At 62.1% G+C, this 22,265-nt stretch carries 19 protein-coding genes; 3 read left to right on the forward strand and 16 right to left on the reverse strand.

Translation table 11 applies throughout. The features are described 5' to 3' along the window. Positions 1 to 13 precede the first annotated feature (13 nt). The 15 genes from ftsZ to VLL26_RS05240 form a co-directional block, all read right to left on the reverse strand. Positions 14 to 1,261, reverse strand: a complete 1,248-nt coding sequence (gene ftsZ / locus VLL26_RS05170) for a cell division protein FtsZ (RefSeq protein WP_342320040.1) — start codon at positions 1,259 to 1,261, stop codon at positions 14 to 16. A 154-nt stretch (positions 1,262 to 1,415) separates the two neighbouring features. Continuing rightward, on the reverse strand, positions 1,416 to 2,264 hold the full coding sequence (locus tag VLL26_RS05175; RefSeq protein WP_342320041.1) for a cell division protein FtsQ/DivIB: 849 nt from the start codon (positions 2,262 to 2,264) through the stop codon (positions 1,416 to 1,418). 4 nt (positions 2,265 to 2,268) lie between these two features. Next, positions 2,269 to 3,774, reverse strand: a complete 1,506-nt coding sequence (murC, locus tag VLL26_RS05180; protein WP_342320042.1) for a UDP-N-acetylmuramate--L-alanine ligase — start codon at positions 3,772 to 3,774, stop codon at positions 2,269 to 2,271. A 47-nt stretch (positions 3,775 to 3,821) separates the two neighbouring features. Next, positions 3,822 to 4,907, reverse strand: a complete 1,086-nt coding sequence (locus tag VLL26_RS05185; protein WP_342320043.1) for a UDP-N-acetylglucosamine--N-acetylmuramyl-(pentapeptide) pyrophosphoryl-undecaprenol N-acetylglucosamine transferase — start codon at positions 4,905 to 4,907, stop codon at positions 3,822 to 3,824. 50 nt (positions 4,908 to 4,957) lie between these two features. Further along, positions 4,958 to 6,487 carry an FtsW/RodA/SpoVE family cell cycle protein gene (locus VLL26_RS05190; protein WP_342320044.1) on the reverse strand — a complete coding sequence of 510 codons (1,530 nt, stop codon included), beginning with the start codon at positions 6,485 to 6,487 and terminating at the stop codon, positions 4,958 to 4,960. A 231-nt stretch (positions 6,488 to 6,718) separates the two neighbouring features. Further along, positions 6,719 to 8,137, reverse strand: coding sequence for a UDP-N-acetylmuramoyl-L-alanine--D-glutamate ligase (murD, locus tag VLL26_RS05195; protein WP_342320045.1), 1,419 nt, complete (start codon positions 8,135 to 8,137; stop codon positions 6,719 to 6,721). Beyond that, complete coding sequence (gene mraY, locus VLL26_RS05200) at positions 8,138 to 9,244, reverse strand: phospho-N-acetylmuramoyl-pentapeptide-transferase (RefSeq protein ID WP_342320046.1); 1,107 nt, start codon at positions 9,242 to 9,244, stop codon at positions 8,138 to 8,140. Between the two features lie 86 nt (positions 9,245 to 9,330). Further along, positions 9,331 to 10,848 carry a UDP-N-acetylmuramoyl-tripeptide--D-alanyl-D-alanine ligase gene (locus VLL26_RS05205; RefSeq protein ID WP_342320047.1) on the reverse strand — a complete coding sequence of 506 codons (1,518 nt, stop codon included), beginning with the start codon at positions 10,846 to 10,848 and terminating at the stop codon, positions 9,331 to 9,333. Next, complete coding sequence (locus tag VLL26_RS05210; protein WP_342320048.1) at positions 10,848 to 12,458, reverse strand: UDP-N-acetylmuramoyl-L-alanyl-D-glutamate--2,6-diaminopimelate ligase; 1,611 nt, start codon at positions 12,456 to 12,458, stop codon at positions 10,848 to 10,850. The genes VLL26_RS05205 and VLL26_RS05210 overlap by 1 nt, the downstream gene beginning before the upstream one ends. 68 nt (positions 12,459 to 12,526) lie before the next feature. Further along, positions 12,527 to 14,515, reverse strand: a complete 1,989-nt coding sequence (locus VLL26_RS05215; RefSeq protein WP_425292291.1) for a peptidoglycan D,D-transpeptidase FtsI family protein — start codon at positions 14,513 to 14,515, stop codon at positions 12,527 to 12,529. A 136-nt stretch (positions 14,516 to 14,651) separates the two neighbouring features. After that, positions 14,652 to 15,347: a hypothetical protein gene (locus VLL26_RS05220; RefSeq protein ID WP_342320049.1), complete on the reverse strand. Its 696-nt coding sequence runs from the start codon at positions 15,345 to 15,347 to the stop codon at positions 14,652 to 14,654. Positions 15,348 to 15,400: 53 nt separating this feature from the next. Further along, a complete protein-coding gene (gene rsmH, locus VLL26_RS05225; RefSeq protein ID WP_342320159.1) occupies positions 15,401 to 16,414 on the reverse strand; it encodes a 16S rRNA (cytosine(1402)-N(4))-methyltransferase RsmH in 1,014 nt (337 codons plus the stop codon). Positions 16,415 to 16,690: 276 nt separating this feature from the next. Continuing rightward, positions 16,691 to 17,125, reverse strand: coding sequence for a division/cell wall cluster transcriptional repressor MraZ (mraZ, locus tag VLL26_RS05230; RefSeq protein WP_342320050.1), 435 nt, complete (start codon positions 17,123 to 17,125; stop codon positions 16,691 to 16,693). Positions 17,126 to 17,605: 480 nt separating this feature from the next. Continuing rightward, complete coding sequence (locus VLL26_RS05235; RefSeq protein WP_342320051.1) at positions 17,606 to 17,992, reverse strand: DUF3040 domain-containing protein; 387 nt, start codon at positions 17,990 to 17,992, stop codon at positions 17,606 to 17,608. Positions 17,993 to 18,086: 94 nt separating this feature from the next. Continuing rightward, positions 18,087 to 18,515 (reverse strand): SAV_6107 family HEPN domain-containing protein, encoded by a 429-nt coding sequence (locus tag VLL26_RS05240; RefSeq protein WP_342320052.1) that lies wholly within the window; start codon positions 18,513 to 18,515, stop codon positions 18,087 to 18,089. Between the two features lie 180 nt (positions 18,516 to 18,695). On the opposite strand from VLL26_RS05240, the gene VLL26_RS05245 reads away from it, so the two are divergent. The 3 genes from VLL26_RS05245 to VLL26_RS05255 are packed head-to-tail and all read left to right on the forward strand — an operon-like array spanning position 18,696 to position 21,882. After that, positions 18,696 to 19,274, forward strand: a complete 579-nt coding sequence (locus VLL26_RS05245) for a GNAT family N-acetyltransferase (protein ID WP_342320053.1) — start codon at positions 18,696 to 18,698, stop codon at positions 19,272 to 19,274. 45 nt (positions 19,275 to 19,319) lie between these two features. Then, complete coding sequence (locus tag VLL26_RS05250; protein WP_342320054.1) at positions 19,320 to 20,429, forward strand: polyprenyl synthetase family protein; 1,110 nt, start codon at positions 19,320 to 19,322, stop codon at positions 20,427 to 20,429. Further along, a complete protein-coding gene (locus tag VLL26_RS05255) occupies positions 20,422 to 21,882 on the forward strand; it encodes an alpha-(1->6)-mannopyranosyltransferase A (RefSeq protein WP_342320055.1) in 1,461 nt (486 codons plus the stop codon). Before VLL26_RS05250 ends, VLL26_RS05255 begins: the two co-directional genes overlap by 8 nt. Here VLL26_RS05255 and VLL26_RS05260 read toward each other — a convergent pair. After that, complete coding sequence (locus VLL26_RS05260; RefSeq protein WP_342320160.1) at positions 21,851 to 22,237, reverse strand: Rv2175c family DNA-binding protein; 387 nt, start codon at positions 22,235 to 22,237, stop codon at positions 21,851 to 21,853. The two genes, VLL26_RS05255 and VLL26_RS05260, sit on opposite strands and share 32 nt — an antisense overlap. Positions 22,238 to 22,265: the final 28 nt, after the last annotated feature.

Genomic DNA, 22,265 nt, shown 5'->3' on the forward strand with positions numbered 1-22,265 from the left:
CCTAGCGAAGCATCTAGCGCATGAAATCAGGCACGTCGAGATCGTCGCTGTCGTCTGCGCCGCCGCGCATCTCACGCGCTTCGCGGTCGTTGCGCTCGGAGTGAGTAAACAGCCCGGAGCTGCGATCCTCGTAGCGGTGGCGGGGCTGGTAGGGCTCAGCGCGTTCGTCGAAAAGCGAACCGCGAGCCGGTGCTGGTGTTGGTGTTGGTGTTGCGGAATCAGCCGCAGCCGCCGACTCGGCGGAGACGCTCTTGTCGCCCGCCTGCACTTCGCCCTGCGTAAGGGGGGAGGTTTGGTTGCCGTTGCGCGCGTTGGCTTTCTCGTCGAAGCCGGTGGCGATGATGGTCACGCGTACTTCGTCGCCGAGGTTGTCGTCGATGATGGTGCCGAAGATAATGTTGGCGTCTTCATCGGCTTTCGCCTCGACGATGGAGGCGGCGTCGTGGACCTCCACCAGGCCAAGGTCGGAACCGCCGGCAACGGAGATGAGCACGCCTTTGGCGCCTTCCATGGTGGTTTCTAAAAGCGGGGAGTTGATTGCTTGTTCGGTGGCGGCCATGACGCGGTTGTCGCCGCGGGCAGAGCCAACGCCCATCAGGGCGGAGCCGGCGTCTTGCATGACGGAGCGTACGTCTGCGAAGTCGACGTTGATCATGCCCGGAATGGTGATCAGGTTGGTGATGCCTTGGACACCGTTGTGGAGCACCTCATCGGCGGCGCGGAAGGCTTCCATCATGGAAAGTTCGGCGTCCCCGAGCTGGAGGAGGCGATCGTTGGGGATGACGATGACTGTGTCACAGACCTCCTTGAGGTTTTCAATGCCCTCGAGTGCCTGGCGGGTGCGGCGCTTTCCTTCAAAGGAAAAGGGGCGGGTGACTACACCAATGGTCAGCGCACCCATTTTCTTGGCTATTCCTGCCACAACCGGTGCAGCGCCCGTTCCGGTGCCGCCGCCTTCGCCGGCGGTGACAAAGACCATGTCGGAGCCTTTGAGGGATTCCTCAATCTCCTGTTTGTGGTCCTCGGCGGAGGTGCGTCCAACCTCCGGGTTGGCGCCAGCACCTAGACCGCGGGTAGCTTCGCGCCCGATGTCGAGCTTGGTGTCGGCGTCGGTAAACAGCAGCGCCTGCGAATCCGTGTTGACCGCGACGAACTCAACACCTTTGAGCCCTTCTTCGATCATGCGGTTGACTGCGTTAACGCCGCCGCCGCCGACACCGACGACGCGGATCATGGCGAGGTAGTTAGCTGGGGAGGTCATGGAGGATGGCTCGCCTTTCACTTTTGTTGGGGTCAAATGTAACGCTGTCCATCATGGGCCACGAACCTTTGGAAAGCCTTGTTTTTGTTCGGCGTGTCACAACCCTAAACCCCAACTTTAGGGTTGTGACCTGGTCTTTTAGTGGCCGCTTCCCCTATTTGACGGTAACGAGTTCCGGGTTCGACAGGTTAAACTCGCCTCCCTCGCGCTGCACGATATCTTCAAGCGCGATCGCCTTGTTGGCGTTATCTTCCGCCGCACCCCAGGTGACTTTCCTGCCGTCAGCAAGCGTGAGCTCAAATTCGTAAGGGCCTGTGGCCACGACGGCTAGCACCTGCCCACGCATGCGTTCGCTTATCGACGTCGCCACTTCCACCCCAGCGGCCAGCACAGCCTCATCCTGGATGGCAGGGCCGTCAATTTTGATCGCGCCCGGCGGCGGGGTAGCTACGGTGAACTCCTTGCCCTCCCCATTGATGAGGCGGGCCTGGTCACCCTCCCCGATGTAGGCGACGGCGATGTTTTCGCGCACCGTGATTTCAATGGTTGAAGGCCAGTCACGTTTGAGGGAAGCCGACTTCACCCAATCGTTGGCCGCCACACCACTGGCTGCCGCTTTCATGTCGACCCGCCCAATGGGGGTGCCCTCACTAATCCCCGACGCCGCAATGATCTCCTCATCGGCAAGGGTGTTAGCTCCGTTGACCACCACCTTTTTCACCGGCAGAGCGGGGGTAAAAGGAGCGATGGCCGCGATCGCAAAAACCACGATTAAAGCCGCGGCGACGGAGGCGAGTTGCCTGCGTCGTCGGATCGTTTTGCGCTTGCGTTCCAGCTCCGCTTCCCGACGCCTCGCGGCTGACTCCTCCGGATCTTCTTCGGGCTCGTTGTCCGGCTCGACAGCGGTAGTGCCCTGCTCATCAAGTTGCTGGGTTTCCTCCTCGGGTGTATCCGGGGTGGTGTCCTCTTCTTCCCGCGGATCGAAAGCCTTCGTGGTGGACAACGGTTTATTCCTCCTCACGCTGAGATCCGGGGCTGGTCAGCTCGCGCAGGATTTCCTCGCCAAGCATCGTGACAGTGCCCGCCCCCATGGTCACCACGATGTCACCGGCCTTCGTCACAGCTCGCACCGCAGCGGGTGCGGCCGAGAAATCCGGCTCGTAGCGCACAGCTATCCCGTCCGCCATCTTGTCGGTAATGATGCGTGAGGTCACGTCCTCGACGGGGGATTCGCGGGCGCCATAGATATCGAGGACCACGGTGGCGTCGGCAAGCGAAAGCGCCTGGGCGAACTCCTCAGCGAAATTAATGGTGCGCGAATACAGGTGCGGCTGGAAACACACGACCACGCGCGCACCTGCGCCCTCAGCCTGCGCCTTTTGCTGTGCGGCGCGCACAACAGCAGCAACCTCCGTGGGGTGGTGAGCGTAGTCGTCGAAAACGCGGGTGCCGGAAAAAGGCCCCTTGCTAACCACGCCCTTGAGCTCAAAGCGGCGGCGCACACCAGTAAACTCACCTAAACCCCGGGCCAAATCCTGCACATTTGCCCCCGCCAGCGCCCCGGCAAGCAACGCGCCTGCCGAGTTGAGCACCATGTGGCGGCCCGGCACGGACATTGCGTAGCGCAGCGTGCGCGGCGTCGGTTCGGTGCGCAGCTCCACAACAACTTCGACGCCGTGGCCAGTGTTGTCCTCTCCCACCACCACGGCACCGGCTGGGATCTCCGCGTGGCGCGCAGCCGCCTCCGCAGTGCCGTAGCCGATGACGTTAACGCCGCGGCCTTGGGCGCGTACACCGCAGGCGGCCGCTTCGTCGTCATCGAGGCACACCACCAAATGCCCGCCTTCTTTCACACGGTCAGCGAAGTCATCAAAGACTTTAAAATAGGCCTCCTCGGTGCCGAAGTAGTCGAGATGGTCAGGCTCAATGTTGGTCACCACCGCAATGTCGGCAACGTAGCGCAAAAGCGATGCGTCGGACTCATCGGCTTCAGCGATGAAAGTCTCGCCCCCACCGTGGTGCGCGTTGGTGCCGGCGCGGTTGAGCTGACCACCAATGGCGAAGCTCGGGTCTAGGCCAGCCGCCTGAAAAGCCACAACCGCCATCGACGTCGTGGAGGTTTTGCCGTGGGTGCCGGCGATCAACACTTGGGTGCGCCCGGCCATTAACTCCGCGAGCAAGTCGGAGCGACGCAGAAGGGTGATGCCTTCTTCCCTGGCGCGCACAAGCTCCGGATTGTCCTGAGGAATCGCCGCGAAGCTAGTCACGACAACGGTGGGAAGCTCACCGCCCATTTCGAGGTTTGCCGCGTCGTGGCCCACAGCCACCTGGGCGCCGCGGGCACGCAACGCACGCACCGGCAGCGAATCTTTGACATCGGAGCCCGTGACCGTGCTGCCACGTTCGAGCAAGATGTGCGCCAGGCCGGACATCCCTGAACCCCCAATGCCAATGAGGTGGACGCGCGATAGATCGACGTTGTCTGGGGCGGAAGACTCTGTGGCTTCGGTCATGGCCTGGGCGCTCCTTTGCAAGCACGGTGTGGGTCTAGTGCATAAGTTTATTGTGCGCGTGCGGCACGCACGATACGCGTGGCAAGAACCTGGGCGACGTTTCCCGCCCCGGAAGAAACAAGCGCGGCTTTCATGGATTCGTAGCGCTTCGGGTCGCTGAGGATGTCGGTGACGGCCGCTGTGAGGGTGTGCGGGTTCAAATCCGCATCATCGATGCGCACCGCGGCCCCGAGGTCCACAAGGTGGGCCGAGTTGAGCCCTTGCTCACCGTTTCCATGCGGCAACGGTACGTAAATGGCGGGAAGCTGGGCCGCGGAGTTTTCAGCCACGGTCATCGCCCCCGAGCGACACACCACCACATCCGCGACCGCGTAGGCCGCTTCCATATCGTCGATGTAGGGCACGGCGGTGTAATGCTCATGCGGGCTCGGCGCGTCGTTTTTGCGCCCGAAGGCATGGAGGATCTGAAAACCTTGGGCCACAAGCTTATCGACGGCTCCAGCGAGCGCCTCATTGATACTGCGGGCGCCTTGTGACCCCCCGGTGACAAGGATGGTCGGGCGGCTGTCGTCGAGCCCCCACTTTTTGTAGCCACGCTGCGCTTTGGCTCCGTCTTCGTCCACACCGACCCCGGGGCGCACCGGGATGCCGACGATTTCTCCGGGCATGCCGGATCCCGCCACCGCATTCATCCCTACCCCACCCAGGCGCACCCCTAGTTTGTTTGCCATGCCGGCGAGGGCGTTTGTCTCCAGGACGAAAAAGGGCAGCTTCATAGATGCCGCCGCGAGGTAGGCGGAGGCGGCGACATAACCGCCGGTGCCGAAGACGGCCTGCGCGCCGGTTTCGCGCAGGATCCGCCTGGTTTGCCTCACCGAACGGGCTAATTTCGCTGGCACAGTAGCCAAAAGCCAGGGTTTGCCGCGCGGAATGGGTACGGGGTCAATCAGTTGGAGGTCAAACCCGCGGGCGGGAACGATAGCGGTTTCTAAACCTCGCTCGGTGCCCACGGCGGTCACGTTCGCCCCAAATTCTTCACGCAGCACCTCACCGACGGCCAGCGCCGGTTCGATATGGCCCGCGGTTCCGCCGCCAGCCACCACCACGTTGAGTGTGTCAGCCTTGTCAGACATGGGGTTGTCAGTCACCTTTCTTGTGCGAACTGGGCTCAGCAGCTCGGCGGTTAGCTGGCGCGACGCTGATGAGTCTGCTGCACCGGACGCTGGGTGGGGCGCTGGTCGCGTCGCGGGTACTCACGCGCTGCTGCTGTTCGCCTTGCGGAGTGCGGGTAGCGCCGCGCTGTCACTGGGGTGCCAAAGCGGGCTTCGCGCTCGGCGCGGGTGCCTGGCTTGGGGGTTGTCTGCACCCGCTTCGGGGCGCGGGTGCGCGCCTGGCCGGGGGAGGTTGGCTCCGGGATGAAAAAGATTCGGTCACACAGGGGTCGTCCGTAGTTTTGCATGGCGGAGACTGCGTCCGGTTCGTGGCGTGCCACAGAGGCCAAAATACCCATCGAGGCCAGCGTGATGACCGCCGAGGTACCGCCGGCAGAAAGCATGGGCAATTGGATCCCGGTGACCGGAAGCAAGCCGACGACGTAGCCAATGTTGGAAAAGGCCTGCGCGACCAACCCGGCCGTCAACGCTGCGGCGAGCAGTGCCTGGTATTGGTTCCGGGCGCGACGGGCGGTGCGCAGCCCAAAGACCAGCAGCGCACAAAACAGGGAAATCACCAGCGCCCCTCCCCACAGGCCGAGCTCCTCGCCGATGACGGCGAAAATGAAGTCGTTGCGCGCTTCCGGGAGGTAGAACCACTTGGCGCGTGATTGGCCGAGGCCGACGCCGAACAGGGAGCCGTCGCCAAGCGAAAGGAAACCCTGGTGCGACTGGAAGGCCACACCGCGAGTGTCCTCGAAGTGGCCGAAAAGGGCGTCGAAATAGACGTGGAAGCGGTGCGAACGGAAACCCCCTTGCAAAAACACCGCGAGGAATACTGCCAGGGCCGCGAGCACGACAGGCAGGAAAAGCAGCGAGGACATCCCCGCGAAAAACACAATAATGCCGATGACCAGGGCGAAAGATGCTGCCATGCCCAGATCTCCCTGCAAAGCGATCAAAAGCACACACAGACCCGCGACACCGATGAAGGGCGCGAAGCCGTTGTCTAGCCTGGTCGGGGCGTTCGGATCCTTATTGGCCAAAATTTTCGCGCCCCACACAGCGATGGCCACGCGGGCCATTTCTGAGGGCTGGAAGCGCAGGGGCCCAAGCAGAATCCAGGACTGGGAACCGACCTCCTCTTTACCGGTGCCGATGCCTGGGACAAGCACCAGCACGAGCATGAGGATGGACACGACCATGGCGATGTCTGCCAGCGAACGCACCCGTTGCGGCGACATGCGCAGCATGATCCAAAAGGCCACCAATCCGAGGCTGACCATGAAGGCCTGTTTTAAGGCGGTGGCCCACACGCTTGCTGAGTTAGCAAAGGATACGGCCATTGAGGAGCTAAACACCATGACGATGCCGAGTCCGGTTAGCACTAAGACGATGGTGAGGATGGTGGTGTAGTCCACCAGTGGGCGGGCATCGAGCGCGTCACTGATCCGGCGGTGCAAGGTGGAAAAGCTGTGTGTTTCACCGCTGGTCCGGGGGTTGGGTTTTCCGGCTTGGGTCGTGCGGGTCTGTCTTGCCCGCGTATCCCGCCTAACGGTCATGGCCACCGTCCCTTTCCTGCACTGCTGCCAGCTATCCCTTGATGTCCCTCAATAAACAATTGTTAACACTGATTAACTTTTGTTAACTCTCGTTAGCTCTGTAGCTTAAACCACTTTCATACCTTGAACCACAGAGGGTTACATCAGCCACAATAGACTGCCGTAGGGGCAAATCGGGCGGAACAACACGACCGAATCGCTGGACGTAGCCTAAATAATTACGCCTGCCCCCTATTGTGACATTGCGGCGGCAGCAAAGAAGTCGCCACGCTGAGCCATCCCCGTAAACATGTCCAAACTAGCCGCCGCGGGCGCCAACATGACGGTATCGCCCGGCCGCGCCTGGGCGGCAGCGAAGGCCACCGCCTGCGCCATAGCCTTCTCAGGATCCTTGGAATCGACCACCAAAACAGGCGTGCCCGGGGCATGGCGCGACACCGCCTCAGACACAATGGCGCGATCTACGCCGAGGATGGCCACTGCGCGCAGCTTCTCAGCGTGTTCGCGAACCACATCATCAACCTCAGCCCCTTTCAACTGACCGCCGGCAATCCACACCACCGGCCCCACCCCTTGCAACGCCGAATTAGCCGCGTGCGGGTTAGTCGCCTTCGAGTTGTCCACCCACGTCACACCCCCACGTTGATGCACCACCGTCCCCCGGTGGCCCCCCACACGATAGGAACTCAACGCCGCCTGAATCTCTCCCGGCCTGGCCCCCTGCAGGTGGGCAACCGCGGCTGCCGCCAGCGCGTCAAGCACGCCGGCCACCCCAGCAGGCTCAATTCCTTCCACACTGGCCAACTCCACCGGTTGAGTCCCCAGCCGGGAGACAATCACGCCGTTTTCCACACCAATTTGGCCCGCTTCCGGAGCGCGGAGGGTAAACCCGACCACCGGCTGAGCGCCACCCCGGTCCGCCTTTGCAGCCAAAGCAGCGACGAGCTGGTCGTCGATGCCCGCAACCGCATGTGGCGCTTTGAGCACCTTCGCCTTGTCCGCGCTGTAGGCCGCCATCGAGCCATGCCAGTCAATGTGATCCTCGGCAAGGTTGAGCAGCACCCCGGCATCAGGCACCAGTTGGCTCGACCAGTGGAGCTGAAAGCTCGACAACTCAGCTACGAGCACGTCCACGCGATCTTCTTCCAGCAAAGCATCACTTAGCGCAACGCCGATGTTGCCGCATGCCTCGGCCCGGAAACCCTCACGCGCGCCCACCTGCTGCATCATCGCCGCAAGCATTCCGGTCGTCGTGGTCTTGCCGTTGGTGCCGGTGACGACAAGCCAGGTGCGCGAAGAACCAAACACCCCGGCGCGGTCAAGCCGGTAGCACAGCTCCACGTCACCAATGACCTCCACGCCGGCGCGCGCCGCCGCGAGCAAAAGAGGTGAATCCGGTCGCCAGCCAGGCGAGGTCACAACTAGGCCGAAAGAATCAATCTGCGCGGCGGCCTCGCGCGTGCTCACCCCGCGCGCTCCGGTTTCGGCCGCGACAGCATCGCGGTTTTTGTGGTTGTCGTCGGCGATGGTGACCTTCGCACCCACATGCGCAAGAAGCTTCGCAGCGCCTTGGCCGGACACGCCCGCGCCCGCGAGCAGCACGGAGGAAGGAAGGTGTGTTTGCGGTGTATCGATTTCTGTGCGTTGCATTTAAAGCGACGCCCCCGTCAACGTCAGCCACTCGCCGTAGAAGATGGCCAAGCCCAAAGCCACCGCCATCGCAGAAAGCAACCAGAAACGAATGACGACGGTAGTCTCCGCCCATCCATCACTTTCGAAGTGATGGTGAAACGGCGCCATGCGGAACACGCGCTTGCCGGTCGTGCGAAACGACACGACCTGGATGACCACCGAGGCGGCCTCCAGCACGAACAGCGCCCCGATAATCACCATCAAAAGCTCTGTCTTGCTCGCCACCGACAGACCTGCAACTAGACCGCCGAGCGCCAGTGAGCCGGTGTCCCCCATGAAAATTTTCGCGGGTGAAGCGTTCCACCACAAAAAGCCGATGGTCGCTCCGAACCCGGCCGCCGCCAGGGTGGAAAGGTCGAGCGGGTCGCGCACGTCGTAGCAGCCCGGGCCCGGCGAAGCCAGGCAGGACTGGCGAAACTGCCAAAACGTGATTGCAGTGTAGGCCGCCATGACAAACGCGGTCGTGCCCGAAGCCAACCCGTCCAACCCGTCCGTCAGGTTCACCGCGTTCGACCATGCCGCCAAAAGAATATAGATGAAAAGGAGAAAGACAACCATGCCGATGACGCCGCCAGCCGCCGCGAAATCGAGGATCTCCATATCTCGCACGAAGCTTAACGACGTCGACCCTGGCGTGATGCCCTGCGAATCTGGAAATTGCAACAGCAAAATGCCAAAGATCAGTGCGATAGCTAACTGCGCAACCAACTTGGCAGTCTTGTTCAAACCCAAATTGCGCTTCATGAACAACTTGATGCCGTCGTCGGCGAAGCCCACTAAACCCAACGCCACTGTCAGCCCGAGCACGATCCACCCAGAGGCGGTAAACGCTGCATGGCCGGTGCGCAAAGCCCAGGCACCGGCGGCGACATAACCGGCCACAATGCCTACGATGATGGCGATACCGCCCATCGTCGGGGTGCCACGCTTGCGGGCGTGGGAGGCGGGCCCGTCCTCGCGGATCTCCTGCCCCAAGGCGCGCTTGTTGAAGTACCGGATCAGCACCGGGGTGAGAAAGATCGCGACGAGGAAACTTACTATCCCCGAAATGATAATTTGAACCATCTGAGCTACTACCGTTTTCTAAGGCTTGAACGTCACGCAACAGTTGTCATGCAACGCTGTGTCTGCGGGTCTGCTGTGTCTCCAGATTAATTGCGTTGCAGGAGGCTTTCGGCCACACCCCACAGTCCGAGGGAGTTCGAGGCTTTCACCAGCACCACATCGCGCACCTCACGTTCGTACCAGCCGTCCTCGCCGGCTGGGGGGACAGCCAAAATCCGGCCAACTGCCTCGGCCGCCTCGGCCACCCCGGCAGTGTTCTCCGTGGATATTCCGCGAGCACTTGCCCGTGTGTGCAAAGCCCTGATCGCCTCTGAGTCACCCACGGTAATCAGGTGGGTGACATGGTAGCGGGCAAGCTCGTCACCCAACTCACGGTGGCTTTGCACAGAGCCGGAACCAAGCTCGCTCATCTCACCTAAGACAGCAATTGAGCGCACTCCTGGCCGCGCCGCGGCGGTGTAGCCCAGGGCAGCGATACCGGCGCGCATCGAGTCGGGGTTGGCGTTGTACGCATCATTGATAATCGTCACCCCATCAGCGCGAGTAGTCACATCCATCCGGTTGACGGATACCCCGTGTGCGTTGCTCAAAGCTTCAGCGACTTGGCGGGCGGACAAACCCGATTCAACGCCGACCGCTGCTGCCGCCAAAGCATTGGACACTTGGTGGGCACCGAAGACGTTGAGGCACACCCGCTGCGGGGCAGCATCCGGGCTGTGAAGGGTGAAGGTGGCGCGGGCGACATCATCAAGCTCAATGTCCGTGGCGAAGTAGTGGGCCGCACGCGACGTGGTAGAAAACGTCACCACCCGAGCTGCGGTGCGATCCCGCATTGAGGCGACGAGGTCGTCGTCGGCGTTAAGGATAGCTACTCCCCCGTCCTTTGCGGCGGGCAGCGCCTCGACGAGTTCGCCTTTGGCCCGCGCAATGTTTTCCCGCGAGCCGAATTCGCCTAAGTGCGCGGAGCCGACGTTGAGCACCACACCGATAGACGGCGGGGCGATCTGCGCCAGGTGGGCCACGTGCCCGATGCCGCGAGCAGACATCTCGGCCACCAAAAACTCAGTTCCCTCGGCGCAACGCAGCACTGTATAGGGGTGCCCGATCTCATTGTTGAAAGAGCCTGGGGGCGCAACCGTCTCCCCTGCCGAGGACAACACTGCGGCGATGAGGTCTTTCGTTGAGGTCTTGCCCGCCGAACCCGTCACCCCGGCGATCACTAGGCCGTGGTTTTTCACAAGCTCACGCGCGACGAAACTCGCTAGCTTAGACATCGCGGCGACCACCGCCGCGACCGAGCCGTCTGGGTCGTTGGTCGCCAAATCCGAGTTGTCGCCTCTTTGGCGATCCACTGGGGGAACGATAATTGCGGGAGCATCAACGTCACGGGCCGCAAGAACCGCCACCGCGCCCTTTTCGATTGCGGCAGCGGCGAAGTCGTGGCCGTCGACGCGGGCGCCGGAAAGCGCCACGAAAAGGCCACCCGGGGTGATTTTGCGCGAATCAAACTCCACGAAGCCGGTGACTTTCGCCCTCGGGTCGGCCTGGGCGTTGAGTCTGCCGCCGGTGATCTCGGCGACTCTGGCTAGCTCAAGCGGGATCATCAGTGCCTCTCACTGTGTTGTTGTGTCGTTTCATGCTTGTCGACGCCTTTACGGTAGCCGTTTTCAGCTAGCGCACGGCGCATTTCTTCACGGTCGTCAAAGGGATACAAAGTCTCCCCGACGAGTTGGCCGGTCTCGTGGCCCTTGCCGACGACAATGACAGCATCGCCCGGCTTCGCCCACGCGATGAGTTGGTCGATCGCTTCGGCCCGCGACTTCACTTCACGAATGTGCGCGCCGGTTTCGGCTTCGCGGCAACCCGCGACGACCGCAGCGCGGATCGCAGCCGGATCCTCGCTGCGCGGGTTGTCGTCGGTGACCACCACCAGATCCGCATGCTGCGCTGCGGCACGCCCCATCAGCGGGCGCTTCGAGGAGTCACGGTCGCCGCCCGCGCCAACAGCAATACCAATGCGCCCCTTAACCTGGCCGCGCAGGGTCTGCAAGGCGGCCTCAATAGCCGCCGGTTTGTGGGCGTAGTCGACCACTGCAACGAACGGCTGACCGGCGTCGATGCGCTCCATACGCCCCGGCACCGCCGCTCCTTCCAGCCCACGCAAAAAAGCCGCCACATCCACACCAACCACGTGCGCCATGGCGGTGGCCAGCGCAGCGTTAGCCACGTTAAAGGCCCCAGGCAGCGGCAAATTCACAGCGTGAGTTTGCCCAGCAATGCTAAGGGAAATGTGCTGCGCCCCGGTCGGGGTGACGTCGACAAGCGTCGCCGAACAATCCACACCCTCCTGCTGCCTCGTGCCCACCGTCAACGCATCCGGAGTGCGAGCATGAAGTTTGACTCCCCACTCATCGTCGATACAGATGACGTGACGCTTAGCGTGGGCAGGCGAAGCCGGATCGAAAAAGGCGGCCTTGGCCTCGAAGTAATCCTCCATCGTCGGATGAAAGTCGAGGTGATCTTGGCTCAAATTGCTAAAACCTGCGACCGCGAAAGCCGTGGCGTTGACACGCCCCAACGACAAGGCGTGGGAGGAAACCTCCATGACCACATGCGTGACCCCTCCAGCGAGCATACGGGCAAAAAGCTCCTGCAGCTTCGGTGCCTCTGGGGTGGTCAGCGACGTGGGCACCTCCTGGCCTTTGATGCGGGTGCCGGTAGTGCCAATCAGTCCCACGTTTAACCCGGCAGCCATGAGGCCTTGCTCCAGCAAGTAGGTGGTGGTGGTCTTGCCGGAGGTGCCAGTCACACCAAGCACCGTCAACTGTTTCGACGGGGAACCGTAAACGCGCGCGGAGACCTCCCCTAAAACAACCCGAATGTCCTCAACGACGATCACTGGGCGCAACTCCCCTGCTTGGGCGAGGATGTCCCAGCCGGCCTCATCCGTCAAAATCGCCGCTGCGGAACTAGCAGCGGCGAAGGTCGCGCCGTGGACACGGGTGCCAGGCACAGCCGCAAACAGGCCACCTTCCTCTACCGCAGCAGAATCCAAGCTAACGGAGTCAACTGTGATCGCTGCCGCCTCATTTGATTCGGCGTTGACGGCGTTGACGGCGTTGATAAGGCGGCCTTTCGCCAAGGCGGTCAGCTCGACGAGCGTAGGTTCACCTTCGGCGCTTCGCGGCGGGTTGTGGCTTCGTCCTCGGCTCACTGTCTCCTCCTGTTCTGTCTGAAGATACGCGGGGTGTATCCCCGGGGCGGCGCAACTGCTTTTCCACGTTAATGCTGCAAAATCCACTCGTTGCCCGGCGGGCTGGGAGGCAGGTTTTCCCTGTTGATCAGCCAACCGGCGATCTCACGAAAAACCGGCGCGCTGGACTGCCCGCCCATGCCACCTTCGAGGGGTCCGCGCTGCGGCTCGTCGAGCATCACCGCGACAACGAAACGTGGATCGTCGGCGGGAGCAATCCCGGCGAAAGTAATCCAGAACTGGCTTTGGGAATACGCTCCGGTTTCCGGATTGACTTTCTGCGCCGTGCCCGTTTTGCCGGCGAGTTGGTAGCCCTCCAATGCGTTTGCCTGAGCAGTACCACTGTTGTTGCCAGCCGGGTCCTCTTGGAAAGTGGCACGCAGCATATCCACCACAGTGTGTGCAGTGTGCTCACTGACCACCCGGGTGCGCTGCGGCGCCTCTCTTTCGACGACCGTGCCATCAGACTCGGTGATGTCAGAGATAATGCGCGGCTCAATGCGCTCACCACCGTTAGCCAGAGCTTGAAATACACTGGCCATCTGCAGGGCCGTCCAGCTCATACCCTGCCCAATAGGCAAGTTGGCGAAGGTTCCGCCCGACCACTGCTCCCGAACGGGCAACAAGCCTGCCGACTCATTGGGCAGCTCAACGTGCGTCGGCTGGCCGATTCCGAAACGCTTCAGATACTCCGCGAAACGGTCCTCCCCAATGCGCTGCGCTAACTGCAGCGTGCCCACGTTGGAAGACTTCGCAAAAATCCCGGTAGTGGTGTACGGCAACACACCGTGCTCCCACGCGTCGCGCACGGTCACCCCGGCCATGTCGATCGACCCGGGAACCTGGTGCACCTCGTGCGGGTCGGTGGTGCCCTCCTCAATGGCGGCAGCGGCGGTGATCACCTTCGCTACCGACCCCGGCTCGAAGGGTGCAGAAACCGCCGGGTTTTCAAAGTCGCGGCCCTCAGCCAACTGCTTTTCGATATCTCCATTCGGGTCAATCGTGTCAGTGTTCGCCATAGCGAGGATCTCACCGGTGTGAACGTCCAAGACGACCGCTTCACCGTTTTTAGCCTGCGAATTTTCCTTCGCCCGCTGAATGGTTTGCTGCACAAAGGTCTGCAGCTCCAGATCGATGGTGAGGGTCACGTCCGCGCCATCAACGGCGGGAACCACGTCACGCAAAGTTCCGGGAATGGAATGGCCCCCCACGGAAACGTCTTCTTTCGAACGGCCGTTGATGCCTGTGAGCACCGAATCGCTGTAGGCCTCCAGACCGAACTGGCCCTGGCCGTCCATAGAAACCTTGCCCACAATGTTCTCCCCGATCGCACCGTTGGGGTACTGGCGGATGTCTTGGTGCTCAGCAACCACGCCGGGGAAACGCTGCGTTACTTTCACCGCCACATCGGGGTCGACATTGCGCACCAGCACCGCGTAGGGCATGTCTGCATGAAGTTTGTCCAGGATGTCTTTGGCGCTGACTGCTCCCCAAACCTTGTCGTCTTCCACATCACTGTCGCCAGTTGTCGGGACCCGGGCGTCGTCCGGTTTCGCCGCCCCCTCATTGACCTGGTAGATCATCCCGGGGATCTCGTTGGCCATGGTTCGCAAAATATCTTCCACGCGCGCATCCAACTGGGCGTCGATCGCCTCGCGAGACAGCCCACTTCTCCTCATCTCGCTTTCCTGCTGCTCTCGCAGCTCCCTGCGCAAAACTGTTGGGGAGACGGTCAGGGATCGGGCGTGCATGGTGTAGGCGAACTGATTGCCGGTGCGATCGAGGATCGCGCCGCGGCGGGCAGGTTCGATGTAGACACGGACGCGCTGCGCCTCGGCCTGATCTTGCAGGCTCGGCCCCCACACGACCTGCACCCAGGCAAGCCGACCGATGATTAGGGCACCGATGGCGAGGAAGACCAACGTGGCGATGCGGGAGCGGCGGTAGGTCAGCGTCTTTTGTGTTTCCTTGCGCGCCGACTGCTGAGTCGGCGCACGGCGGGATTCCGGGTTTCTCACTGCGCTGAATCCACCTTTACTTGCTTGCTCCCAACAATGTTTTCTCGCCCGGCTGCGCCGAATGTCGCCGCCACTGCTTTATTGTGCCCCACCGGCAGCGAGAGAGGTGGAGACGTGGCCGTGCAAAGACCTTTATCTACCGAGCCGCGGGGACGTTCGGGGCATAGGGCGCCAAATTTCCGGCAAGGTTTCGGGCACGAGCGTTGTCGAGCTGGTTGTCCGCGCCGAGCACGTTACTGCCCGGCACTGGGGTGAGACTGCGGCGCAGCTCGTCCGTAGCGGCGCGGTCACTGGTGGCGGGCCGGCTCGAATGAGTCTGGCGGTTCAAATCATAAACCTTGACCGTAGCTTCGGGATTCGCTGGGCGAACTTCCTCCACCTCACCTTCGCCGTTGCTGGCGAGGATACCGGGTTGGGTCGGCACCACCATGCCCGCCGCCACTGCTCTTTTGCTCAGTTCCGACATTGACTGCAGCGATTTCACATCTCGGTTGAGCGTTTCGACCTCGTTGCGCAACGTACGCTCCTGCGACTGCAGCTTCTGGATGGCGAAGGACTGGTTTGTTGCCAACCCCGACAGGATCATCGCGATGGCGATCCCTCCGATCAGAAGCGGCACGCAGATCGCGGTGACGGTGGAGAAGCGTCGCTTGTCAGCCTTGGTCGCGCCGACGCGGCGCCCCCGCACGGAGACAACCTGCTGGGAGCCTAGCCTGCCCGACCGGGGGGTGTGCGGAATGTGCGGCGCCACCCTGCGCGTTGGCCGTCTCGGTTCAACCTTCGTCTCACGCGGCGGGGCCAGCGTTGCTGTGAAGTTTCGGCTTGCTCCCATGAAGCTTTCTCTTTCTTGGTTGGTGTGTGCCCTGGTGGCTGGGTACGGCCGGGTCATGTCGCACCCCCATTTTTGGCGTGTGCGAGTTTCTCGACGCCCCGTACACGCACCGGAGCAGCCCGCGGGTTCAGGTCGATTTCCGCCTGGGAGGCTTTCTCGGCCCCTCTTGTGATCGCGCGGTAGCTAGCGGCAGTGCCCGGCAAGTCCAGCGGCAAACCTGGGGGCGTCGTGGGAGTGGTCAGTTCTCCAAGCGCACGTTTGACAATTTTGTCCTCAAGCGACTGGTAGCTCATAAAGACCACTCGTCCCCCCTCGCCGAGCAGATCAGTGATGACCGGGATGACGTTTTCGACGGCTTCGAGCTCCCGGTTGACCTCCACACGCAATGCCTGGAAGGTGCGCTTTGCGGGGTGTCCCCCTGTGCGGCGCGTAGCGGCGGGAATCGTGTCATAAAGAAGCTCGACGAGTCGAGCGGAGGTGGTAAAGCGTTGCTTTTCGCGCTCTTTGACAACGGCGGCGGCGATTTTGCCGGCGAACCTTTCGTCGCCGTATGTCTTGAGAACCCGAGCGAGATCGCCATGACTGTAAGTGTTGAGCACCTCAGCGGCAGTGATTCCCTGTGTGGGGTCCATGCGCATGTCCAGCGGCGCGTCGACGCGGTACGCAAACCCGCGCTCTTCGCGGTCGAGCTGCATGGAGGAGACCCCGAGATCGAAAAGGGCGCCCGCAAGACCCTGTTTGCGCACCTTTTCAAAGACTTCACCCTCGCCAGCGGCAATTAGGTTACCGATCTCGTCGAAGCGAGCCTGAACCGCAACGAAGCGCTCACCGAAGCGGGCCAACCGCTCGCTCGCCTCCTTCAACGCCTCGGGGTCGCGGTCGACACCGATGACACACGCGGAAGGAAAAACAGTGAGGAAGTGTTCGGTGTGGCCGCCGGCGCCGAGAGTGCCGTCAACGATGACCGCGTTGGCGCCGAAGGCTTCCACCGCTGGGGCCAGCAACTCCGCCATGCGGTCACGCAGGACTGGGACGTGGCCCCGGTTGGCAGCTACGTCGAAGTCCATCTGAGACACAGGCACAGGCACAGACACGCCTGAGGCATTTGGTTGGCCGTCTGTGCTGTTCCCAGTCACCGGTGAACCCCCTCCGCGTGGCGATAGTTGTCGTGTGAAAGTGTTGTCTTCTGGTCCCGCCACATAAGTGGTTGGGGAGCGCATAGAGCCCTGCCCGAGGCGGCTGTTCTGATGTCGGGGAAGTACACCAGAATGCTCCACGCCCCGGACAGAGTCCGTACACGCTCTCCGTCAGTAGTCATCTGGTTGCTCGTCGGGTAGTCAGTCCTAGAGCAGGCCGGAGAGAATGTCATCGTCGTCGGCCGCCGCAAAAGCGGCCTCCGTTTCTTCTTGATATTTGTTCCAGGACTCGGCGTCCCAGATTTCGAGGAAATCTACCGAACCGATGACCACGCACTCCTTGGATAGTTGTGCGTACTCGCGGTGCGCTGGAGACAACGTGATGCGACCGGACCCGTCAAGTGTTTGTTCATCCGCACTGGCAGCCAGATTTCGGATGAACGCACGTGCTTGGGGGTTGGTGCGGGACACAGCCGCGGCCTTGCGGGCCCTCGCTGCGAACTCCTCCCGTGGATAAACCGCGAGGGAGTGATCCTGCCCCTTGGTCACCATCAGTCCGTCCGCCAACTCCTCACGGAACTTGGCGGGCAGCGTCAAGCGCCCCTTGTCGTCGAGCTTGGGCGTGTAGGTTCCCAGAAACATCCGGCAGACCCACCTTCCCTGTTCTCGCCGACGTTGGTTTTTCAATTTTCTCGGCGTTGAGTCGTTGCGACACGTAGTCAAGATGTCGCCACATCTCGCCGCTGTGCCCCACTCTAACCCACTTTGCCCCACAAACGCCACCGCTGAACCCATTTTTTCCTTCCGGTAACACAACAATGCAGCTCATCGGCACAAAATTAAGGTGGGGTGGATTCCCGTCAACTCCCCTTTCTGAGGCTCAAACGGCACCTACCACAGGTGCCCTGACGCCTTTGAGGACCCGCTGACCCGCCACTTCCCACCCAAAGACGCAGGTGGGCGAAAGTGGGTGGGTGAAAGTGGGTGGGTGCGCAGCCGCCGCTTCCCACCCCGCAAGTACCCCACACCGCCGGAAAGGAAAGGCGCCGGCAAAAAGACGCCCACAATAAAAAAGGCGCAACCGAAGTTGCGCAGTGTTACACCCCCTCGAAGGGGCGGAGCTTATTGACCTTCGAAGCGGCGGCGGAAATTCTCCTCCATCTTGGAGCTGCGTGCGGAGGCCCGGGGGGTCGCCGACGCGGAGGCGCGAGAGGCAGCGCCTGCATTCGGGGTCCGCAGGGCCATCACGCCGCCGGCGAACATCACCGCGAAGCCAATAATGCTGATAGCGATGAGCCACGTGCTCACCGTCGCGAGGGCAACACCGCCGATCAAAAGGGCGAGGCCGAAAACGACCAGCGCGACACTGCGCATGGTGATTTTGCCCAATCCCCCGCCCAGTGAGGGCCCGTTCGTGTGGGGCATGGAACGAGCAAACGACGGATCCTCCGCAAGGAGGGACTGCTCAATTTCGCGCAGCGCGCGCTGCTCCTGCTCAGATAGAGACACTGTTCACTCTCCGACGTGTGTGGCCGACGTTTTTCAACTATCTGTATAACGCTCCACACGCCGCGAATGTTCCCGCGCTGTCCCCGGTTAACTTTTAGGCGACTAACAAAGCTCCCGGCAGGAAGGAATCGCGGAAGGTTTCCACCCTGGCCACAAACCGCCTCACGGCTGCCTCACTGGGCGCTGCGGCAACACCCGAGGCAACCCGGCTGCGAAGCGCGGAGTAGGCGGAAAACTCCTTTGCCCACGTTGCTTCCCTTTCTCCACTTAGGGCAAGTTTGTCCCAGGCGCTCGTGGGCAATCTTTTTCTCCTCATCACGGTCGGCGAGTCCGCACAGATAGCGCCCGCGATACGCAAAGCCGCACGGTAGCCGTATTCGAGGGCCAATTCGAGGTCCCCGTTTTGCAGTTGTTTGTGCGCACCACGCAAAAGGTCGTCGGCGGCCTGGAAAAAGCGTGCGCTTTTCGGCGTGCCCGCCGCGCCGTATGCTACACCTGTCGTCGCCGAAATCACGCTGTTCATCTGCTTAGCCCTTCCTCGTTGATTTGTTTCGCGGAGCCTTTCCGCACGATGTGACAACAGGATAAAACAGACGTTCGACACGCAACACACTATTTATCGAACATAGTTTCTAAGCATTGTTCGCGGCAATTTCCCGGCAATCCTCAGCGGCGTCCACATTGGCATGGTTCGATGGACAACATGCCAGTGTCGATCCGCCACATCTCCGGCCACGAGTTCAGCTTGCTCGCCCCAACTCTTGTCGACATCCACATCGCCGCGATGGGATACCCACCTTTCATCCGTTCCTCGCGCATCGACGTGTGGCGCCGAGAAATCCTCCAGCCCGGTTTCCGGGCGGTCATCGCCGTGGAAACTCACAACGGGGAAGAAAGGATCGTCGGAGTCGCTTACGGGCTCACCGGGATTCGCAACCGGTGGTGGGACAGCCAACTCATCCAGGGCCTGAAAGCCAAAGGTGGCCCGACCAAAGACGAACTGGCCATACTGGACAACTACTTCGAGGTCGCGGAGGTCCACGTCAGCACCGACGCCCAAAACCGGGGCGTCGGCACGGCCATGCTCCACGCGCTTTTGGCACAGGTTGAAGAAAAGTGGGCGTTGCTGTCCACCCCGGAGGTGGATAACGAGGCGAACGCCGCCTTCGGCCTGTACCGCAAAATGGGCTTCGTCGACATTCTGCGTTTCTTTCACTACGCGGGGGATCCACGCCCCTTTGCAATCCTGGGCCGGAGACTGCCTGTCGATGCCCCCAGGTAGGGTGGGAAAAGTCAACGCGCGACTCAACAACTCAAAGGAGATAGCGTGACTTCCCTCTCCCCCAAGTTCGATCCCGCCGCTTTGCCCCATGAAATTCCCGACGCCGTCGAGCAGGAGTTGCGGGACTTCTTCGACCGCCGCCTTTCCAACATCGAAGACATCGGTGCCCCGGTGGTATGTGCAGCCGAGACAATGCGTGATTTCGTCCTCGGTGGGGGCAAGCGGATCCGCCCCCTCTACGGCTGGGCGGGTTTCGTCGGGGCCGGAGGCCTCGACCGCGGCGAGGAGGACCCGCAGGCTGTTCTGCGGGCGGTGAGCTCCCTGGAGCTGATTCAAGCGTGTGCCCTGATCCACGACGACATTATCGACGCCTCCGACACCCGCCGCGGCAACCCGACTGTGCACCGGCTCATCGAGGCCACGCACCGCCGTCGCGGGTTGCGCGGTGACGCCGCTGACTTCGGCCGCAATATCGCTATCCTCGTCGGCGATCTGGCTTTGGTGTGGGCGGAGGACATGTGGATCGAATCTGGGCTTAGTGATGCAGCGCTGCACCGCGCCAGAAGCGCGTGGCGCGGCATGCGCTCTGAGGTCATCGGCGGGCAAATCCTCGATATTTCGCTGGAGGCCAGCGGGGATGAATCCATTGAGTTGGCCACGAAGGTCAACCGCTACAAAGCTGCCGCCTACACAATCGAGCGTCCGCTGCATCTCGGGGCGGCGCTCGCGGGTGCGCCCGCGCAGACCATCGAGGCTTTCCGCGGGTACGGCCGCGACATTGGCATCGCTTTCCAGCTTCGCGACGACCTCTTGGGGGTCTTCGGGGATTCTGCCGTCACCGGCAAACCTGCTGGCGACGACCTGCGGGAAGGAAAGCGCACCGTTTTGCTCGCCTTGGCTTTGCAGGAGTTGGATGCCTGCGACCCAGCCGCTGCACGGAAGCTGCGTGAGGGAGTTGGGGCGGTCAGCGACCCGGCGGATGTCCAACGCCTGGCGGATTTGGTGGGGGCAACATCGGCTGCTGAGGGCGTCGAAAAGCGTATTGAGGAGCTGACAACCTCCGGTTTGGCGCACCTGTCGGCCGCTGGCCTGACCGGTTCAGTTGCGCAGACTTTGCGCGAGCTCGCCATTAAGGCCACGTCGCGCCGTGCGTAACCCTATGTCAGCCACCTGGTGGGGGTTCTGGGCGGCGGTTTTCATCGCCCTCGGCTCTTTCGGCGCGGGCGCGACCCGCAACCGCGGCGGGATCATGCACGAGCTCGGCCTGGCGCACCTCACCTACGGTCACGGGCGCTTGCTTTTCGACGTCATTTTCACCACCGGCATCATCGGCCTGACCGCCGCCTGGGTGCTGCTCGGCCGCGACGTAATCCACGGGCGCTTCGAGTTGGCCACAGTGCGCCAAGCAGTTGCCACCTGGGCTGCACCTTTGGCGCTGTCGGCGCCGATTTTATCGCGCGATGTGTACTCCTACCTCATGCAAGGAGCGATGGTGCGCGACGGTTTCGACCCCTACTCCGAAGGCGCCGCCATCAACCCTGGCCCCTACTTGTTGGAAGTCTCGCACGACTGGCGCAACACCACCACTCCTTATGGGCCGCTTCACTTAGGGCTCGGCAAAGCCATCACTACGCTCGTCGGCGATAATGTCACCCTCGGCGTGGTCACCTACAAGCTGATCAGCCTCGCTGGGTTCGCCCTGATCTTCTACGCCGTGCCGCGTATCGCCCTCCACGTCGGCGGCAACCCAGCCGTCGCCATGTGGCTTGGCGTGGCCAACCCCGTGATGTTGCTGCACATGATCGGCGGGATGCACAACGAATCGGTGATGGTTGGTCTCGTCAGCATCGGGCTGCTGCTGTGCATGACGCAACGGTGGGCAACCCCAGGCATAGCGCTCATCGCGCTGGCTGTAGCGCTCAAAGCCACCGCCGCTGTGGCGCTTCCTTTCGTAGTGTGGATTCTCTACCACCGCCACGCCCATAACCGCACCAGTGCTGCAGCGAAGCTGGCGGTCTTTTTCGCAGTGGGGGCGTGGGTTACGGCCGTCTCCGCAGTAGTGATCAACGGTGTCACCGTGGCCAGTGGCTCCACCTGGGGTTGGGTGGAGGAAATCTCCGGTAACTCCAAAGTGGTCAACCCCTTGTCGGGGCCTACCTTAGTGGCCGATATCCTGACTCCTTTCATCCAACTGTTCCAGGAGGATTTCCGCTACAACACCGCCCTGGCGCTGACCCGCACCGTCGGCAGCGTGTTCATGCTCGTCGGCCTGGTTGCGGTGTGGGTAGTTTTCCGGCCACACGGCAGCGCAACGCAACGCCGTGCCATCATGGGCACCACGGCGGCCTACGCCGTCGCCTTTATCACCAACGCCGTGACCCTGCCGTGGTACTACGCCTCCATCATCACCTTGGCGGGCACGTTCAACCCGCCGCTGGGGGTGCAAAAACTCACCGTGGCGGGTTCCATCATCGTCGCTCTCGGCTTCATGGGAAGCGGCAACCACCGCTTCTACGACATCTGGTTTGTGCTGCCCGCCATCGTTGTGGCGTGGGCCGCCGCCGAGTGGATCTACCCTAAAACGCCATGGCCTGTGCGCGACGAATAACCTCGCGCGCGCCGTGGCCATGCAAAGCGTCTATCGGGCGGCCGGGCAGCGACTCGTCCGGGGTGTATAGGTAGGCGAGGATCTCGTCGTCGTCGAAGCCGCCGTCGTGAAGCACCGTGATCGCACCGGCGATGAACTTGGACAGCTCAAAGTTGGCGTCGAGAAGCAGACGCGGAATCCGCTTATCGTGGCCCCGACGAAACATCAACAGCTTGTGCGCCCCGACAAGATCATGCACGCGTGTCACGGGAACACCCAGGTAATCGGCAACCTCCGGCAAGGTCAACAGGGTGTCGTCGGCAAGCAGTGCCTCAAGGTCAGGAGTGGAATTATCTGCGTTACTCACGCTGCGCAGTGTACCCGCGTTGGCGGTGGCGAACGCC

The sequence above is a fragment of the Corynebacterium sp. BD556 genome, from assembly GCF_038452275.1.
Classification (GTDB): Bacteria; Actinomycetota; Actinomycetes; order Mycobacteriales; family Mycobacteriaceae; genus Corynebacterium; species Corynebacterium mayonis.

Coding starts and splice junctions, on each gene's coding strand:
- VLL26_RS05205 (WP_342320047.1), bottom strand. CDS start 10,848: ATGATCCCGCTTGAGCTAGCCAGAGTCGCCGAGATCACCGGCGGCAGA.
- VLL26_RS05185 (WP_342320043.1), bottom strand. CDS start 4,907: ATGTCTGACAAGGCTGACACACTCAACGTGGTGGTGGCTGGCGGCGGA.
- murC (WP_342320042.1), bottom strand. CDS start 3,774: ATGACCGAAGCCACAGAGTCTTCCGCCCCAGACAACGTCGATCTATCG.
- ftsZ (WP_342320040.1), bottom strand. CDS start 1,261: ATGACCTCCCCAGCTAACTACCTCGCCATGATCCGCGTCGTCGGTGTC.
- VLL26_RS05245 (WP_342320053.1), top strand. CDS start 18,696: ATGCCAGTGTCGATCCGCCACATCTCCGGCCACGAGTTCAGCTTGCTC.
- murD (WP_342320045.1), bottom strand. CDS start 8,137: ATGCAACGCACAGAAATCGATACACCGCAAACACACCTTCCTTCCTCC.
- mraZ (WP_342320050.1), bottom strand. CDS start 17,125: ATGTTTCTGGGAACCTACACGCCCAAGCTCGACGACAAGGGGCGCTTG.
- VLL26_RS05190 (WP_342320044.1), bottom strand. CDS start 6,487: ATGACCGTTAGGCGGGATACGCGGGCAAGACAGACCCGCACGACCCAA.
- mraY (WP_342320046.1), bottom strand. CDS start 9,244: ATGGTTCAAATTATCATTTCGGGGATAGTAAGTTTCCTCGTCGCGATC.
- rsmH (WP_342320159.1), bottom strand. CDS start 16,414: ATGGACTTCGACGTAGCTGCCAACCGGGGCCACGTCCCAGTCCTGCGT.
- VLL26_RS05240 (WP_342320052.1), bottom strand. CDS start 18,515: ATGAACAGCGTGATTTCGGCGACGACAGGTGTAGCATACGGCGCGGCG.
- VLL26_RS05220 (WP_342320049.1), bottom strand. CDS start 15,347: ATGGGAGCAAGCCGAAACTTCACAGCAACGCTGGCCCCGCCGCGTGAG.